This is a genomic window from Streptomyces sp. NPDC004667 (assembly GCF_040609475.1).
Lineage (GTDB): Bacteria > Actinomycetota > Actinomycetes > Streptomycetales > Streptomycetaceae > Streptomyces.
In genome coordinates, this window is the sequence record NZ_JBEXKC010000034.1 from 1 (window position 1) to 18,832 (window position 18,832).

The 18,832-nt window shown below is 75.4% G+C and carries 2 protein-coding genes; both read left to right on the forward strand.

Translation table 11 applies throughout. The features are described 5' to 3' along the window. Positions 1 to 2,853, forward strand: a 2,853-nt coding sequence (locus ABZW32_RS20275; RefSeq protein WP_356217714.1) for an SDR family NAD(P)-dependent oxidoreductase, incomplete at its 5' end; no start/stop codon positions are given. Between the two features lie 253 nt (positions 2,854 to 3,106). Next, positions 3,107 to 18,814, forward strand: coding sequence for a type I polyketide synthase (locus tag ABZW32_RS20280; protein WP_356217716.1), 15,708 nt, complete (start codon positions 3,107 to 3,109; stop codon positions 18,812 to 18,814). Positions 18,815 to 18,832 lie beyond the last annotated feature (18 nt).

Below are 18,832 nucleotides of genomic sequence, written 5' to 3' on the forward strand. Positions count from 1 at the left end.
GGTGAGGAGCGGATCTCCGTCGCCGCCGTCAACGGGCCGTCGTCGGTCGTGATCTCGGGTGAGGTCCAGGCGCTGGAGGAGTTCCTGGCCGCGTGCGAGGCCGACGGGGTCCGTGCGCGGCGGATCGCGGTGGACTACGCCTCGCACTCCGCGCAGGTGGAACTGCTGCGGGAGGAACTCGACACGCTGCTCGCCCCGATCGCACCCCGGGTGGCGCGGGTTCCGTTCCTGTCGACCGTCACCGGTGAGTGGGTCGAGGGCCCCGAGCTGGACGGCGCGTACTGGTTCCGCAACCTGCGTCAGACGGTGGAGCTGGAGCGGGCCACGCGGACGCTGCTCGATCAGGGTTTCGGTGTGTTCATCGAGTCCAGCCCGCATCCGGTGCTGACGGTCGGGCTGCAGGAGACGGTCGAGGACGCGGGCCGCGAGGCCGCCGTACTCGGTTCCCTGCGCCGTAATGAGGGCGGTCTGGAGCGGTTCTGGCTCTCCCTGGGCGAGGCCTACGTACGCGGTGTGGCGGTGGACTGGGACGCCGTGTTCGCCGGAACGGGCGCACAGCGTGTCGACCTGCCCACCTACGCCTTCCAGTCGCAGCGGTTCTGGCCCGAGGCCGCGCCCGTCGACGCCGAGGCGCCGTCGGCCGAGAACGCGCTCGACGCCCGCTTCTGGGACGCCGTCGAGCGCGAGGACGTCACGGCGCTCGCCGAGGCTCTGGCCTTCGAGACCCCCGACGCGATCCAGTCCCTCGGCACCGTCCTGCCCGGCCTGTCCTCCTGGCGGCGGCAGAGCCGTGAGGAGTCCACCGTCGACGGCTGGCGCTACCGCGTCACCTGGAAGGCGCTGGCCGAAGCCGCTCCCACGCGGCTCTCGGGGACCTGGCTGGTCGCCGTACCCGAAGCACTGACCGGGCCGGCCGGTGACACGGCCGCCGCCGTGCTCCGAACGCTCGCCGAACGCGGCGCGGAGGTCCGTAGCGTCACCGTTGCCGCCGGTGCGGCCCACCGCGACGCGCTCACCGCCGCCATCGAGGCCGCCATCGGAGGGGACACCGCCCCCGCCGGCGTCCTCTCGCTCCTCGCGCTCGGCGGGGAGGGGGCGTTCGCCGCCGGACTGGCACTGTCCCAGGCCCTGGGCGACGCCTACGTGAGCGCGCCGCTGTGGTGCGTCACCCGGGGCGCGGTCGCCGCCGGGCGCGCCGACCGGGTCGAGGACCCGGAGCAGGCCCTCATCTGGGGTCTCGGGCGCGTCGCCTCCATGGAACAGGGCGAGCGGTGGGGCGGTCTGGTCGACCTGCCCGCCGAGGTCGATGGCCGTGTGCTGGAGCGGCTGGTGGGGGTGCTGGGCGGTGATGCGGCCGAGGACCAGGTCGCGGTGCGGTCTTCGGGGTTGTTCGTGCGTCGTCTGGTGCGGGCGCGGCTGGCCGAGACTGCGGTGGTGCGGGAGTGGCGTCCGGCCGGGACCACGCTGGTGACCGGTGGTACGGGTGCCCTCGGTGCGCACGTGGCGCGCTGGCTCGCTGCGAACGGTGCCGAGCACCTGGTGCTGACCAGCCGGCGGGGGGAGGCCGCGCCGGGCGCGGCCGAGCTGCGTGAGGAACTGACCGCGCTCGGGGCCCGGGTCACCCTGGCCGCGTGTGACGTCAGTGACCGCGAGGCGCTCGCCGGGCTGATCGCCGCCGTCCCGGCCGACCGGCCCCTGACCGCAGTCGTCCACACCGCCGCCGTCCTCGACGACGGCGTCATCGAGACGCTCACCCCCGAGCAGGTGGCCGACGTCCTGCGGGTCAAGGTCGACGGCACGCGCAACCTCCACGAGCTGACCCGCGGCCTCGACCTGTCGGCGTTCGTCCTCTTCTCCTCCTTCGCCGCCACCTTCGGCGCCCCCGGCCAGGGCAACCAGGCACCCGGCAACGCCTTCCTCGACGCGTTCGCCGAGTACCGGCGCGCCGAGGGCCTGCCCGCCACCTCCCTCGCCTGGGGACCCTGGGGCAGCGCGGACGGGGACGACAGCGCGGCGGGCGACCGCATGCGCCGCCACGGGATCCTCGCCATGTCGCCCGACCGGACCCTGACGTCGCTGCGGCACGCGCTGGACCGCGACGAGACCACCCTGACCGTGGTCGACATGGACTGGAAGCGGTTCACGCTCGCCTTCACCGCCGACCGGGCGCGCCCGCTGCTGCTGGAGCTCCCCGAGGCCCGGCGGGTCATCGAGAGCGCCGAGCGGGAGTCGGCCGAGGACCTGACCGGGGGAGTGCCGCTGACCCGGCAGCTCGCCGGGCTGCCCGAGGTCGAGCAGGAACGGCTGCTGCTGGACCTGGTGCGCACCGCCGTCGCCGCCGTCCTCGGACACCCCGACACCACCGCCGTCGAAGCCGGCCGGGCCTTCAAGGAGCTCGGCTTCGACTCCCTCACCTCCGTCGAGCTGCGCAACCGCCTCGGCGCGGTCAGCGGCCTCAAGCTGCCGGCCAGCCTGGTCTTCGACCAGCCCACCCCGGCCGCCGTCGCCGCGTACCTGCGCGCCGGGATCGTGCCGGACGCGGTGGCGGGCGGGGCGCCGCTGCTGGAGGAGCTCGACCGGCTGGAGTCCGTACTCGAACAGGGCACCGGGGACAACGTCGTACGGGCCCGGGTGACGATGCGGCTCCAGTCGCTGCTGGCGAAGTGGAACGAGAGCGGTGACCCGGCTGCCGGACCGGCCGGCCCGGGCGCGGCGGACGGCTCCGCGGCCGGCGGCCCGGCCGGGGAGGCGACGGACGGCGCGGACAGCGGAATCGACGCGGTCGAACAGCTCCAGGACGCCAGCGACGAAGAGCTGTTCGCCTTTATCAACAAGGGCCTGGGGCGTTATTGACGGTCCGCCGATTTATCGGTGAAGATGGCCAGCCCCTTGGGTAATTGACCCGGGACCACTGCCCCCTACGCATTCCCCTACCCCAGGGGTGTGTAGGGGGCAGTTAGGGGTTGTAGGGCGGGTTGGGCCAGAAATAGCCTGCGATCGAGCAGTCGCTTCGCCGGAGAGCGGAGCGCTCGCATTTCCGATGTCAATTCTCGGCTCTGCACACAGTTTTCCGATGCCGTCTGCTGCAAATGGGTGGTTGCGTTAAATGGCGAATGAAGAGACGCTGCGGGACTACCTGAAGCTGGTGACGGCGGATCTGCACCAGACGCGTCAGCGGCTTCGGGACGTCGAGGCGAAGAACCAGGACCCCGTGGCCATCGTGGGCATGGGCTGCCGCTATCCGGGAGGCGCGACCTCGCCGGAGGAGCTGTGGCAGCTGGTCGCCGATGGCGTCGACGCCATTACCGGGTTCCCCGCCGAGCGCGGCTGGGACATGGACACCGTCTACCACCCCGATCCCGAGCACCCGGGCACCAGCTACGCCAACCAGGGCGGCTTCGTACGGGACATCGCCCGGTTCGACCCCTCGCTCTTCGGCATCTCCCCGCGCGAGGCCCTCGCCATGGATCCGCAGCAGCGGCTGCTGCTGGAGACCTCGTGGGAGGCGTTCGAGCGCGCGGGGATCGACCCGACCTCGATGCGCGGCAAGCAGGTCGGCGTGTTCGTCGGCACCAGCAACCACGACTACCTGACGGCACTGCTCAGCTCCTCCGAGAACGTGGAGGGCTACCTCGGCACCGGCAACGCGGCGAGCGTGGCCTCGGGCCGCCTGTCCTACACGTTCGGGCTGGAGGGCCCGGCCGTCACCGTCGACACCGCCTGCTCCTCCTCCCTCGTAGCCCTGCACCTGGCCGTCCAGGCCCTGCGCAACGGCGAGTGCTCGATGGCCCTGGCCGGCGGTGCCACCCTGATGGCCGCGCCCGGCACCTTCATCGACTACAGCAAGCAGCGCGGCCTCGCCACCGACGGCCGCTGCAAGGCGTTCTCCCCCGACGCCGACGGCTTCAGCCTCGCCGAGGGCGTCGGCGTCCTGCTCGTCGAGCGGCTCTCCGACGCACGCCGCAAGGGCCACCACGTCCTCGCCGTGATCCGCGGCACCGCCGTGAACCAGGACGGCGCCTCCAACGGACTGACCGCCCCCAACGGCCCCTCGCAGCAGCGCGTCATCCTCCAGGCGCTGTCCAACGCCCGGCTCACGCCCGACCAGGTGGACGCCGTCGAGGCGCACGGCACCGGAACCGGCCTCGGCGACCCCATCGAGGCCCAGGCGATCATCGCCACCTACGGTCAGGACCGCCCCGACGGGCGGCCGCTGTGGCTGGGCTCGCTGAAGACCAACATCGGCCACGCGCAGGCCGCCGCCGGTGTCGCGGGGGTCATCAAGAGCGTCATGGCGATGCGCCACGGCGTGCTGGCGCGGAGCCTGCACCTGACCGAACCCACCCCGCACGTCGACTGGTCGGCGGGCGAGGTGTCCCTGCTCACCGAGGCGCGGCCGTGGCCGCAGCACGAGGGGCCGCGCCGGATCGGCGTCTCCTCCTTCGGCATGAGCGGCACCAACGCGCACGTCATCCTGGAGAGCGGCGAAGAGACGGCCCAGGAGTCCGCCGAGGAGCCGGCCGCCGGGACCCCCGGGACCTCCGCCGAAGCGGCCGCCCCGGCCGCCGTCCTGCCGGTCGTCCTCTCCGGCAAGACCGGTCCCGCGCTGCGGGCGCAGGCCGCCACGCTGCACGCCCACCTCACGGACCGGCCCGGCCTCCGCGTCGCGGACGTCGCCTACGCGCAGGCGCTCACCCGCGCCGCCCTGGACCGCCGCGCCGCGGTCGTCGCCGAGAACCGCGAAGAGCTGCTCGCGGGGCTCGCCGCGCTCGCCGAGGGCCGGACGGCCCCCGAAGTCCTCGAAGGCGCCGCCACGGAAGGCAAACTGGCGTTCCTGTTCACCGGTCAGGGCAGCCAGCGCCTGGGCATGGGGCGCGAACTGTACGACGCCTACCCGGTGTTCGCGACCGCCCTGGACGAGGTGTGCGCGCGGTTCGAACTCCCGCTGAAGGAAGTGCTGTTCGGTACGGATGCCGCCCTGCTGGACCGGACGGAGTACACCCAGCCCGCGCTGTTCGCCGTCGAGGTGGCGCTCTTCCGGCTGCTGGAGAGCTGGGGTCTGAAGCCCGACTTCCTGTCCGGTCACTCCATCGGTGAGATCGCTGCCGCGCACGTGGCGGGGGTGTTCTCGCTGGAGGACGCGTGCACGCTGGTCGAGGCGCGCGGGCGGCTGATGCAGGCGCTGCCGGCCGGTGGCGTGATGATCGCGGTGCAGGCTTCGGAGGACGAGGTCCTGCCGCTGCTGACGGACCGGGTGAGCATCGCCGCGGTCAACGGCCCGACCTCGGTCGTGATCGCCGGTGACGAGGACGCCGCCGCCGCGATCGTGGCGGCCTTCCCAGACCGGAAGTCTAAGCGGCTGACGGTGAGCCATGCGTTCCACTCGCCGCACATGGACGGCATGCTGGACGACTTCCGCCGGGTCGCGGAGGGGCTCACGTACGAGAGCCCGCGGATCCCGGTCGTCTCCAACCTGACCGGCGCCCTCGTCACCGACGAGATGGGCTCCGCCGACTTCTGGGTCCGCCACGTCCGCGAAGCCGTCCGCTTCCTCGACGGCATCCGCTGGCTGGAGAGCCGCGGCGTCACCGCGTACGTGGAGATCGGCCCCGGCGGGGTCCTCACCGCCCTCGGCCAGGACTGCCAGACCGCCACCGGCGCCCGCGCCGCCGTGTTCCTGCCCGCGCTGCGCACCGGCCGCCCCGAGGCCCGCTCGCTGGCCGCCGCCGTCGCGGGCGCCCACGTACACGGCCTCTCCCCGGACTGGGCCGCCCGCTTCGCCGGGACCGGCGCCCGCCGCGTCGACCTGCCGACGTACGCCTTCCAGCGCGAGCCGTACTGGCCCCGCGACCCCTTCAGCGACCTGACCGAACCCGCCGACGGCCGCGCACTGGGCGCCACCGACGCCAAGTTCTGGGAGGTCGTGGACAGCGAGGACCTGGCCGCGTTCGCCGACACCCTCGGCATCGACGGGGACGCGCCGCTCAGCGGCGTGCTGCCCGCGCTCTCCGCCTGGCACCGCCGCCACCGCGACCGCGACACCGTGGACGCCTGGCGCTACCGCGTCACCTGGAAGCCCCTCACCGACGCCGAGCCCGCGCCACTGTCCGGGCACTGGCTCCTCGTCGTCCCCGCCGGCCACACCGACGACCCGTGGGCCGTCGCCGCCTCGCGGGCCCTGGCCGCGCGCGGGGTCACCGTCAGCACCCTGACGGTGGACGCCACCGCCGACGACCGCGCCGCCCTCGCCCAGCGGATCGGCGAGACGCTGGCGGACGCCGACGCGCCCGCCGGAGTGCTCTCGCTGCTCGCCCTCGACGAGCGGCCGCACCCCGAGGACCCGGCGCTGCCCGCCGGGCTCGCCGCCACCCTCGCCCTCGTCCAGGCGCTGGGCGACGCCGACGTGGACGCCCCGCTCTGGGCCGCCACCCGCGGCGCGGTGTCCACCGGCCGCTCCGACCGGCTCACCGCCCTCGCCCAGGCACCCGTCTGGGGCCTCGGCCGTACCGCCGCCCTCGAACTCCCCGGCCGCTGGGGCGGCCTCGTCGACCTGCCCCCCAACCCGGACGAGCGGGCGGCCGCCCGGCTCGCGGACGTCCTCGGCGGCCTCGGCACCGAGGACCACCTCGCCGTACGCCCCACCGGCGTCTTCGCCCGCAGGCTGAGCCGCGCCCCCCGGGAAGAGGCCCCCGCCGACGCGTGGACCGCCTCCGGCACCGCCCTGATCACCGGTGCGACGGGCGCCCTCGGCCGGCACGTCGCCCGCTGGCTCGCCCGGACCGGCGCCGCACACCTGCTGCTGGTCAGCCGGAGCGGCCCCGCAGCCGAAGGCGCGCAGGAACTCGCCGCCGAACTGCGCGAACTGGGCACCCGCGTCACCCTCGCAGCCTGCGACGTGGCCGACCGCGACGCGGTGGCCGCACTCCTGGCCGGCGTCCCGGCCGACCTCCCGCTGACCACCGTCGTCCACGCCGCCGGCGTCCTGGACGACGGCGTCCTCGACGCGCAGACACCGCGGCGCATGGCGGAGGTCCTGCGCCCCAAGGCCCACGCCGCGCAGGTCCTGCACGAGCTGACCCGCGAGCTCGACCTCTCCGCGTTCGTGCTCTTCTCCTCCCTCGCCGCCTCCTTCGGCGCCGCCGGCCAGGCCAACTACGCCGCCGCCAACGCCTCCCTGGACGCCCTGGCCGAGCAGCGCCGCGCCGACGGCCTGCCCGCCACCGTGCTCGCCTGGGGCGCCTGGGCCGAGGGCGGCATGGCCACCGACGAGCTCGTCGCCGAGCGCCTGCGCTCCGCCGGCCTGCCCGCCCTCGCCCCCGAACTGGCCCTGTCGGCCCTGCACACCGCCCTCACCCTGGACGAGACGGCCTCCGTGGTCGCCGACATCGACTGGGAGCGCCTCGCGCCCGGCCTCACCGCCGTACGCCCCTGCCCGCTGATCGCCGACCTCCCCGAGGCCGTGCACGCCCTCACCGCGGCCGGAGCGCCCGACGCCGCCGGCGCGGGGACGGGGACGGCGGACGGCTTCGCGACGCAGCTCGCCCTGGCCGCACCGGCCGAACGCGACACGCTCGCGCTGGAGTTCGTCCGTACGCAGATCGCAGCGGTGCTCGGCTATTCCGGTCCCGCCGCCGTGGACCCGGCCATCGCCTTCCGCGACCTCGGCTTCGACTCCCTGACCGCGGTGGAGATCCGCAACCTGCTCACCTCCCGGACCGGCCTGCGCCTGCCCGCGACCCTGATCTTCGACTACCCCAACTCCCTCTCGCTGGCCGCGTTCCTCCAGGGCGAGCTCCTCGGCGCCGCCCCGGCGGGCCAGGGTGCGGCCGCCGTCCCCGCGGTCGCCGCCGATGACGACCCCATCGCCATCGTCGCGATGAGCTGCCGCTTCCCCGGCGGGGTGCGCACCCCCGAACAGCTGTGGGAGCTGCTCGCCGCCGGCCGCGACGCCGTCTCCGGCTTCCCCGCCGACCGCGGCTGGGACCTGGAGGGCCTGTACGACCCGGAGTCCGTCACCGAGAACACCACCTACGTCCGCGAGGGCGGCTTCCTCGCCGACGCGACCGAGTTCGACCCGGGCTTCTTCGGCATCTCGCCGCGCGAGGCCCTGGCCATGGACCCGCAGCAGCGGCTGCTGCTGGAGACCTCCTGGGAGGCCTTCGAGCAGGCCGGCATCGACCCCGCCACCGTGCGGGGCGAGCGGATCGGCGTCTTCACCGGCACGAACGGCCAGGACTACCTCGACGTCATCCTCGCCGCCCCCGACGGCAGTGAGGGCTTCCTCGGCACCGGCAACGCCGCGAGCGTCGTCTCCGGCCGCGTCAGCTACGTCCTCGGCCTGGAGGGCCCCGCCGTCACCGTCGACACGGCCTGCTCCTCCTCGCTGGTCGCCCTGCACTGGGCGATCCAGGCTCTGCGGGCCGGCGAGTGCACCATGGCCCTCGCGGGCGGTGTGACCGTCATGTCCACGCCCGCCTCCTTCATCGACTTCAGCCGCCAGCGCGGCCTCGCCGCCGACGGCCGCATCAAGGCCTTCGCCGCGGGCGCGGACGGCACCGGCTGGGGCGAGGGCCTCGGCATGCTGCTCGTCGAGCGGCTCTCCGACGCCCGCCGCAACGGCCACCCGGTCCTCGCCCTGGTCCGCGGCTCGGCCGTGAACCAGGACGGCGCCTCCAACGGCCTGACCGCGCCCAACGGCCCCTCCCAGCAGCGGGTCATCCGCCAGGCCCTGGCCAGTGCCGGCCTGTCCGCCGCCGAGGTCGACGCGGTGGAGGCGCACGGCACCGGCACCCGGCTCGGCGACCCCATCGAGGCACAGGCCCTGCTGGCCACGTACGGCCAGGGCCGCAGCGACGGGCAGCCCCTGCTGCTCGGCTCGATCAAGTCCAACTTCGGCCACACCCAGGCCGCCGCCGGTGTCGCCGGTGTGATGAAGATGGTGCTGGCCATGCGGCACGGAGTGCTGCCGCGCACCCTGCACGTGGACGAGCCCTCCCCGCACGTCGACTGGACGGCCGGGGACGTCACCCTGCTGACCGAGCCCGTGGAGTGGCCGGAGACCGGGCGTCCGCGCCGGGCCGGCGTGTCCTCGTTCGGCATCAGCGGCACCAACGCCCACACCATCATCGAGCAGGCCCCCGAGGACGAGCCGGCCGCGCGGACGGCGCGGACCCGGCCGCCGACGGCGACCGTCGCCGACGTGCACGCACCCGAAGGCAGTGCTTCGCCGCTGCCGTGGGTCCTGTCCGGCAAGACCGAGGGCGCCCTGCGCGACCAGGCGCGGAGCCTCCTGGCCCACGCCGAACGGCATCCCGAAGCCCGGCCCGCCGACCTGGCGCTCTCCCTGGCCGTCGGCCGCGCCGCCTTCGAGCACCGCGCGGCCGTGGTGGCCGCGGACCGGGAGGCGCTGCTGTCCGGGCTGGCGAAGCTGGCCGAGGGCGCCCCGGCAGCCGCCCTCGTGGAGGGCTCGCCCGCCGGCGGGAAGACCGCCTTCCTGTTCACCGGTCAGGGCAGCCAGCGCCTGGGGACGGGCCGTGCCCTGTACGAGGCCCAGCCGGTGTTCGCGGACGCGCTGGACGCGCTCTGCGCCCACCTCGACCCGCACCTCGAACTGCCCCTGAGGGAGGTGCTGTTCGGCTCCGACGCGGAGCTGCTGGACCGTACCGGGTACACCCAGCCCGCGTTGTTCGCGGTGGAGGTGGCGCTGTTCCGGCTCGTGGAGAGCTGGGGTGTGCGGCCCGACTTCGTGTCCGGTCATTCGATCGGTGAGATCGCTGCCGCGCATGTGGCGGGTGTCCTGTCGCTGGAGGACGCGTGTGCGCTGGTGGCCGCGCGTGGCCGGCTGATGCAGGCGCTGCCTTCGGGTGGTGTGATGATCGCGGTGCAGGCTTCGGAGGACGAGGTCCTGCCGCTGCTGACCGACCGGGTGAGCATCGCCGCCGTCAACGGTCCGACCTCGGTGGTCATCGCCGGTGACGAGGACGCTGCTGTTGCTGTCGTGGCAGCCTTCGCCGACCGGAAGTCCAAGCGGCTGACGGTGAGCCATGCGTTCCACTCGCCGCACATGGACGGCATGCTGGACGACTTCCGCCGGGTCGCGGAGGGGCTCACGTACGAGAGCCCGCGCATCCCGGTCGTCTCCAACCTGACCGGCGCCTTCGTCACCGACGAGATGGGCTCGGCCGAGTTCTGGGTCCGCCACGTCCGTGAAGCGGTCCGCTTCCTGGACGGCATCCGCGCCCTGGAAGCCGCCGGGGTCACCACGTACCTCGAACTCGGCCCCGACGGAGTCCTCTCCGCCCTCGCCCAGGACTGCGTCACCGAGGACGCCGTCTTCGTCCCCCTGCTCCGCGCGGGCCGCCCCGAGGCCGAGGCCGTCGCCACCGCCCTCGCCCGGGTCCACGTCCACGGCGGCACCGTCGACTGGGCCGCGTACTTCGCCGGCACCGGCGCCGTACGCGTCGACCTGCCCACCTACCCCTTCCAGCGGCAGCGCTACTGGCCCGCGATCTCCGGCCTCTACCTCGGGGACGTCGAGGCGATCGGCCTCGACGACACCGGCCACCCGCTGCTCAGCGCCGGTGTCGCGCTGCCCGAGTCGGACGGCATGGTCTTCGCCGGCCGCCTCGCCCTGTCCACCCACCCCTGGCTGGCCGACCACGCCATCCTCGGCAACGTCCTGCTGCCCGGCACGGCCTTCGTGGAACTCGCCACCCGCGCCGGCGACCAGCTCGGCTGCGACCACCTCGAAGAGCTCACCCTCGAAGCCCCCCTGGTGCTGCCCGAGCGCGGCGGCGTCCAGCTGCGCGTCTGGGCCGGAGCCGCCGACGCGTCCGGCCGCCGGCCGTTCGCCCTGCACTCGCGGCCCGAGGGCGCCCCGGCCGAGGAGCCGTGGACCCGGCACGCCGCCGGTGTCCTCGCCGAAGCCGGCCGCACCGCCGCCGACTTCGACCTGAGCGCCTGGCCCCCGGCCGACGCCACCGCGGTACCGCTCGACGGCCGCTACGAGGCCCTCGACGCCATCGGCTTCGCCTACGGGCCCACCTTCCGCGGCCTGCGCACCGCCTGGCAGCAGGGCGACGCGGTGTACGCCGAGGTCGCCCTGCCCGAGGGCACCGAGGACCAGGCGGGCCGATTCGGCCTGCACCCGGCGCTCCTCGACGCGGCCCTGCACGCCATCGGGCTGGGCGGCGTCGGAGCCGACGACGGCCGGGGCCGGCTGCCCTTCGCCTGGAGCGGGGTGTCGCTGTACGCGGGCGGCGCGAGCGCGCTGCGCGTCCGCCTCACCCCGGCCGGGGCCGAAGGGGTCCGGCTGGAGATCGCCGACGCCACCGGCGCCCCCGTCGCCGCCGTCGCCTCGCTGGGCCTGCGCCCGGTCACCGCCGACCAGCTGCGGGCCGCCCGGGCCACCTACCACGAGTCGGTGTTCCGCCGGCAGTGGACCGAACTGACCGGCCTCACCGCCCCGGACGGGGTCCGCTACGCCGTCCTCGGCGACACCGGCGCCGAGCGGGCGGCGGACGCCGACCAGTACACCGACCAGTACGCGGACCTGGCGGCACTGGCCGCCGCCGTCGACGCGGGGAGCCCCGTACCGGACGAGGTGCTCGTCCACCTCGCCCCGGCAGCCGCCCCCCTGACCGCGCCCGCCATGCACCGGGCCGCGCACGACGCGCTCGCCCTCGCCCAGGCCTGGCTCGCCGACGAGCGGTTCGCCGCCGCCCGGCTGGTGTTCGTCACCCGCGGCGCGGTTCCCGCGACCCCCGACGAGGACGTCAGCGACCTCGCCGCAGCCACCGTCTGGGGCCTGCTGGGCTCCGCGCAGACGGAGAACCCCGGCCGGATCGCCCTCGTAGACGCCGGGACCGGCACCGGTGACGGCGCCGGTGACGACGCCGCCCTGCGCGCCGCGCTCACCGGCGACGAGGAACGTTTCGCCCTGCGCGAGGGCGCCGTACTGGCCCCGCGCCTCGCCCGCGTCGAAACCGCCGAGGACGACGCCCAGGCGGGCCAGAGCGCCCCGGCCTTCGGGCCCGACGGCACCGTACTGATCACCGGCGCCACCGGTGCGCTGGGCGGCCTGATCGCCCGCCACCTGGCCACCGCCCACGGGGTGCGCCGGCTGCTGCTGGTCGGCCGCCGCGGCGCCGACGCCCCCGGTGCGGCCGCACTGACCGCCGAACTCGCCGCGTCGGGGGCCACGGCCACCTGGGCGGCCTGCGACGTGGCCGACCGCGACGCCCTCGCCGCACTGCTGGCCCGGATCCCCGCCGAGCACCCGCTGACGGCGGTCGTCCACACCGCGGGCGTGCTCGACGACGGGATCCTCTCCTCGCTGACCCCCGACCGGCTGTCGGCGGTCCTGCGCCCCAAGGTGGACGCGGCCTGGAACCTGCACGAGCTGACCCGCGACCTCGCCCCGGACCTCGCCGCCTTCGTGCTCTTCTCCTCCACCTCCGGCCTCTTCGGCGGCCCCGGCCAGGGCAACTACGCAGCCGCCAACACCTTCCTCGACGCCCTCGCCCAGCACCGGCGCGCCCACGGCCTGCCCGCCTCCGCGCTCGCCTGGGGCCTGTGGTCCGTCGCCGAGGGCATGGCCGGCGCCCTGGACGCCGCCGACGTCAACCGCATGCGCCGCGCCGGACTCCCGCCGCTGACGGCCGCCGACGGCCTGGAGCTGTTCGACACCGCCGTCTCCCTCGACGACGCGGCCGTCGCCCTGATGCGCGTGGACACCGACGCCCTGCGCCCCCAGGCCGCCGCGGGCACCATCGCCCCGCTGCTGCGCGGCCTGGTGCGCGGCGTCGCCCGCCGCTCCGCCGAAGCCGCGGGCACCGCCGCCGACGCGGGGTCGGGACCCCGGGCCCGGCTGGCCGGGCTGTCCGCGGCCGAACAGGACCGGGCGCTGCTGGACCTGGTCCGTACGCAGGTCGCCGCCGTACTCGGACACGACGGCCCCGGCGCCGTCGAGTCCGGCCGGGCCTTCAAGGAACTCGGCTTCGACTCGCTCACCGCCGTCGAGCTGCGCAACCGGCTGAACGCCGCCACCGCGCTGCGCCTGCCCGCCACGCTGATCTTCGACTACCCGGACCCGACCGTCCTCGCCCGCCACCTGCGCGGCGAACTCTTCGCCGACGCGGACCCGGCCGCCGACGTGGCGGCGGGCACCGGCTCCGCCGCGCCCGCACCGGCCGCCGACGCCGACGAGCCCATCGCCATCGTCGCGATGAGCTGCCGCTATCCCGGCGACGTCCGCACCCCCGAGGACCTCTGGCAGCTCCTCACCGCCGGGCAGGACGGCATCACCCGGCTGCCGGAGAACCGCGGCTGGGACACCGACGCCCTCTACCACCCCGACCCGGAGCACCCGGGCACCTCCTACGCCCGCGAGGGCGGCTTCCTGCACGACGCCGCCGAGTTCGACGCCTCCTTCTTCGGGATCTCCCCGCGCGAGGCCCTCGCCATGGACCCGCAGCAGCGGCTCCTCCTGGAGACCACCTGGGAGGTGTTCGAGCGGGCCGGGATCGCCCCGTCCTCGGTGCGCGGCACCCGGACCGGCGTCTTCGCCGGCGTCATGTACCACGACTACGGCGCCCGCCTGCACGCCGTGCCCGACGGCGTCGAGGGCTACCTCGGCACCGGCAGCTCCAGCAGCATCGTCTCCGGCCGGGTCGCCTACACCTTCGGCCTGGAGGGCCCGGCGGTCACCGTCGACACGGCCTGCTCCTCCTCGCTGGTGGCCCTGCACCTGGCCGCCCAGGCCCTGCGCAACGGCGAGTGCTCCCTCGCCCTGGCGGGCGGCGTGACCGTGATGTTCACGCCCGGTACGTTCATCGAGTTCAGCCGCCAGCGCGGGCTCGCCGCCGACGGCCGCTGCAAGTCCTTCGCGGCCGCCGCCGACGGCACCGGCTGGGGCGAGGGCGCGGGCATGCTCCTCCTGGAGCGGCTCTCCGACGCCCGCCGCAACGGCCACCAGGTCCTCGCGGTCGTCCGCGGCTCCGCCGTCAACCAGGACGGCGCCTCCAACGGCCTGACCGCCCCCAACGGCCCGTCCCAGCAGCGCGTCATCCGCCAGGCCCTCGCCAACGCCCGCCTCACCGGCGCGGACGTCGACGTGGTCGAGGCGCACGGCACCGGCACCACCCTCGGCGACCCCATCGAGGCGCAGGCCCTGCTGGCCACGTACGGCCGCGACCACAGCGAGGACCGGCCGCTGCTGCTGGGCTCGGTGAAGTCCAACCTCGGCCACACCCAGGCCGCCGCGGGCGTCGCCGGCATCATCAAGATGGTCATGGCGATGCGCCACGGCATCGTGCCCAAGACCCTGCACGTCGACGAGCCCACCCCGCACGTCGACTGGTCCGCGGGCGCCGTGTCCCTGCTCACCGAGCAGGTGGAGTGGCCGGCCACCGGGCGTCCGCGCCGGGCCGGCGTCTCCTCCTTCGGCATCAGCGGGACCAACGCGCACGCCGTCATCGAGCAGGCCCCCGAGCCCGCCGCCCCGGTCCCCGCCCCCGCGGCGCCCGCCGGCCCGCAGGCCCTCGGACAGCCGGAGGCGGACCCCGCCCCGTACCCGCCCGTGGTCCTGTCGGCCCGGGGCGAGGACGCGCTGCGCGCGCAGGCCCGCCTGCTCCACACCCGCGTCCGCACCGATGCGGACCTGCGCCCGGCCGACCTCGCCCTGTCGCTGGCCACCACCCGCTCGGCCCTGGAAGAGCGCGCCGCGCTGGTCGCCGGGGACCGTACGGAGCTGCTGGCCGCGCTGGACGCACTGGCCCGCGGCGAGGACTCGGCCGCCGTCGTGCGGGGGACCGCGCGCGAGCACCAGGTGGCGTTCCTGTTCACCGGGCAGGGCAGCCAGCGCCTCGGCATGGGACGCGAACTGCACGCCGCCCAGCCGGCGTTCGCGCGGGCCCTGGACGAGATCTGCGTCGAACTGGACCGGCACCTCGAACTGCCGCTGAAGGACGTCCTGTTCGGTACGGACGCCGCCCTGCTGGACCGCACCGAGTACACCCAGCCCGCACTCTTCGCGATCGAGGTGGCGCTGTTCCGGCTGCTGGCGGACTGGGGCCTGCGGCCCGACGTGCTGGCCGGACACTCCATCGGCGAGATCGCCGCCGCGCACGTCGCGGGCGTCCTCACCCTCCAGGACGCCGCCGAACTCGTCGCCGCCCGCGGCCGGCTGATGCAGGCGCTGCCCGCCGGCGGGGCGATGATCGCCGTACAGGCGGCCGAGGACGAGGTCCTGCCGCTGCTCACCGAGCGGATCTCCGTCGCGGCCGTCAACGGCCCCCGCTCCGTGGTCGTCGCCGGTGACGAGGACGCGGCGCTCGCGCTGGCCGCGCACTTCGAGGAGCGCGGCGCCAAGACCAAGCGGCTGACCGTCAGCCACGCCTTCCACTCCCCGCTGATGGACGGCATGCTCGCCGACTTCCGCAAGGTCGCCGAGGGCCTGGTCTACGCGGCCCCCCGCATCCCCGTCGTGTCCTGCCTGACCGGCGCGCCCGTCACCGACGAGATAGCCTCGGCCGACTTCTGGGTGCGCCACGTCCGCGAAGCCGTCCGCTTCCTCGACGGCGTCCGCGCCCTCGACGCCGCCGGAGTGACGGCCTACGTCGAACTCGGCCCCGACGCCATCTTGTCCGCACTCGTCCAGGACTGCCTGCCCGAGGACGCCGCCGCCGGGCCCGCCCTCTGCCTGCCCCTCCTGCGCAAGGGCCGCCCCGAGACGGAGGCGCTCACCGGCGCCCTCGCCCGGGCCCACGTCCACGGCATCGCCCCCGACTGGCAGGCGTACTTCTCCGCCACCGGCGCCCGGCGCGTCGACCTGCCCACCTACGCCTTCCAGCGCAAGCGCTACTGGCTCGACGTCGGACTGTCCGTCGAGGACGTGCTGGCCGCCGGACTGGAGGCCGCCGACCACCCGCTGTTCGGCGCCACCGTGCCGCTGCCCGCCTCCGACGGCCTGCTCCTCACCGGACGCCTCGCCCTGTCCAGCCATCCCTGGCTGGCCGACCACACCGTCATGGACACCGTCCTGCTGCCCGGCACCGCCTTCGTCGAACTCGCCCTGCGGGCGGCCGCCGAGGTCGGCTGCGACACCGTCGAGGAGCTGGCCATCGAGGCCCCGCTCACCCTCGCCGAACAGGGCGCCGTCCAGCTCCAGCTGGCCGTCGAAGCGGCCGACGGGACGGGCCGGCGCACCCTGGCCCTGCACGCACGTCCGGCCGACGCCCCGGCCGAGGAGCCGTGGACCCGGCACGCCACGGGCGTCCTCGCCCCGGCCGGCCCCGCCCGCGCCTTCGACCTGGCCGCGTGGCCCCCGGCCGACGCCGAGGAGGTGCCCGTCGACGGCTTCTACCCGGCCGCGGCCGCCGCCGGCCTCACCTACGGGCCCGTCTTCCAGGGACTGCGCGCCGCCTGGCGGCGCGACGGCGAGCTCTTCGCCGAGGTCGCCCTCGACGAGTCCTACGAGACCGACGCCGCCGCCTACGGCGTCCACCCCGCGCTCCTCGACGCCGCCCTCCAGGCCATCGGCCTCACGGCGCCCGACGGGTCCGACGCGGCCGACGGCGCGCGCCTGCCCTTCGCCTGGACCGGCGTACGGCTCCACGCGGCCGGCGCCGCCGCCCTGCGCGTCCGCATCACCGCGGGCCCCTCCGGCGGTGTCGCCCTGGACGTCGCCGACACCACCGGAGCTCCGGTCGCCTCGGTGGAATCCCTGGTCCTGCGACCGGTCTCCGCCGCGCAGCTCGGCGAGGACCGCGGCGCTCACCACGAGTCCCTGTTCGGCGTGGAGTGGGCGAAGCTGCCCCTCGCCGCCGCCCCCGTCCCCGCCGACGAGCGGTGGGCCGTCCTCGGTGAGGACCAGGCGGACTTCCGCATCGGCGGGGCCCCGCTGGAGGCGCACACCGACCTCACCGCGCTGCGCGCCAAGATCGCCGCCGGCGCCCCGGCGCCGGACGTGGTGATCGTCCCGCTGTCCGGCACGGCCGGGGCCGGCGGCCGGGCGGCCGCCGCCCGCACCGCCGCCCACCAGGCGCTCGCCCTGGTCCAGGAGTGGCTGGCCGAGGAGAGCCTCGACGCCTCCCGGCTGCTCCTGATCACCCGGGGCACCCAGGCGGCCGTACCGGGCGATCACGTCACCGACCTGGCCCACGCCCCGGTGTGGGGCCTGGTGCGCTCCGCGCAGTCGGAGAACCCCGGCCGGTTCGTCCTCGCCGACACCGACGGCTCCGACGCCTCCCTCGGCGTCCTGCCCGCCGCCCTGGCGGGCGACGAACCGCAGCTGGCCCTGCGGGCGGGCGAGGCGTACGCCTTCCGCCTGCGCCGCACCGCCCGCACCGAGACCGGCATCGCGGCCGGCACCGGGACCGGCATCGCGGTCGGCACCGGCACCGCTGCCGAGACCGGCACCGGGACCGAACCGGAGAACGGCACCGCGACCGGCCACCCGGCCCTCGACACCGCCGGCACCGTCCTCGTCACCGGCGCGAGCGGCACCCTCGGCGGACTCTTCGCCCGCCACCTCGCCGACGCCCACGGCGTACGGAACCTGCTCCTCCTGAGCCGCAGCGGCGACGCCGCACCCGGCGCGGCCGACCTGACGCGGGCCCTGAACGCGCGGGGCGCCGAGGTCACCTGGGCGGCCTGCGACGCCGCCGACCGGGACGCGCTGGCCGCAGTCCTGGCCGCCGTACCCGCCGACCGGCCGCTGACCGCGGTCGTCCACGCGGCCGGCGTCCTGGACGACGGCATCATCGACTCCCTCACCCCCGAACGCCTGGACACCGTCCTGCGGCCCAAGGTCGACGCGGCCTGGAACCTGCACGAGCTGACCGAGGGCCACCGGCTCTCCGCGTTCGTGCTCTTCTCCTCGGTCGCCGGTTGCTTCGGCGCCGCCGGCCAGGCCAACTACGCCGCCGCGAACGCCTTCCTGGACGCCCTCGCCCAGCACCGCACGGCCCGCGGCCTCGCGGGCAGCTCGCTGGCCTGGGGCCTGTGGGCGACCCAGGACGGCATGGCGGGCGCCCTCGACGAGAGCGACCTGACCCGGATGGCCCGCGCCGGAGTCGGCGCGCTCGCCCCCGCCGAGGGGCTGGCCCTCTTCGACACCTCCCGCACCCTGGCGGACGCCGTCCTCGTCCCCATGCGGATCGAACCGGCCGCACTGCGCGCCCAGGCAGCCGACGGCACCCTGCCGCCGCTGCTGCGCGCCCTGGTGCGCACCCCCGCCCGGCGGGCCGCCCCCAGTACGGCCCGCGCGGCCGCCCGGGCCGGCGCCGAGCCGGCCGGCTCCCTCCAGGAGCGGCTGGCGGGCCTGACGGCCGCGGACCGCGACCGGACGCTCAACGAACTGGTCCGCTCCCAGGTGGCCGCCGTACTCGGCCACGGCACCGCCGACGACGTCGACGCCGGCCGCGGCTTCCTCGACCTGGGCTTCGACTCGCTGACCGCCGTCGACCTGCGCAACCGGCTCACCGCCGCCTGCGGACTGCGGCTGCCCGTGACGCTGATCTTCGACTACCCGTCACCGTCGGCACTGGCCGCCTACATCGGGGAGCGGCTCGGCCGGGACGACAGCGCCCGCCCCTCCGTCCACACGGAACTCGACAAGCTCGAAACGATCCTCTCGGCGCTCGCCCCCGACGACACCGAACGCGCGGGCATCACCGCCCGGCTGCGCGACCTACTGGCGAAGTGGAACGACACGCACAGTGCACAGGACAACGCCGCCGAAGAGCGGGACATCCAGGCCGCGACGGCCGACGAGCTCTTCGACCTGCTCGACGACGAACTCGGACTGTCCTGAGATGGCCTCCGCGAGCTT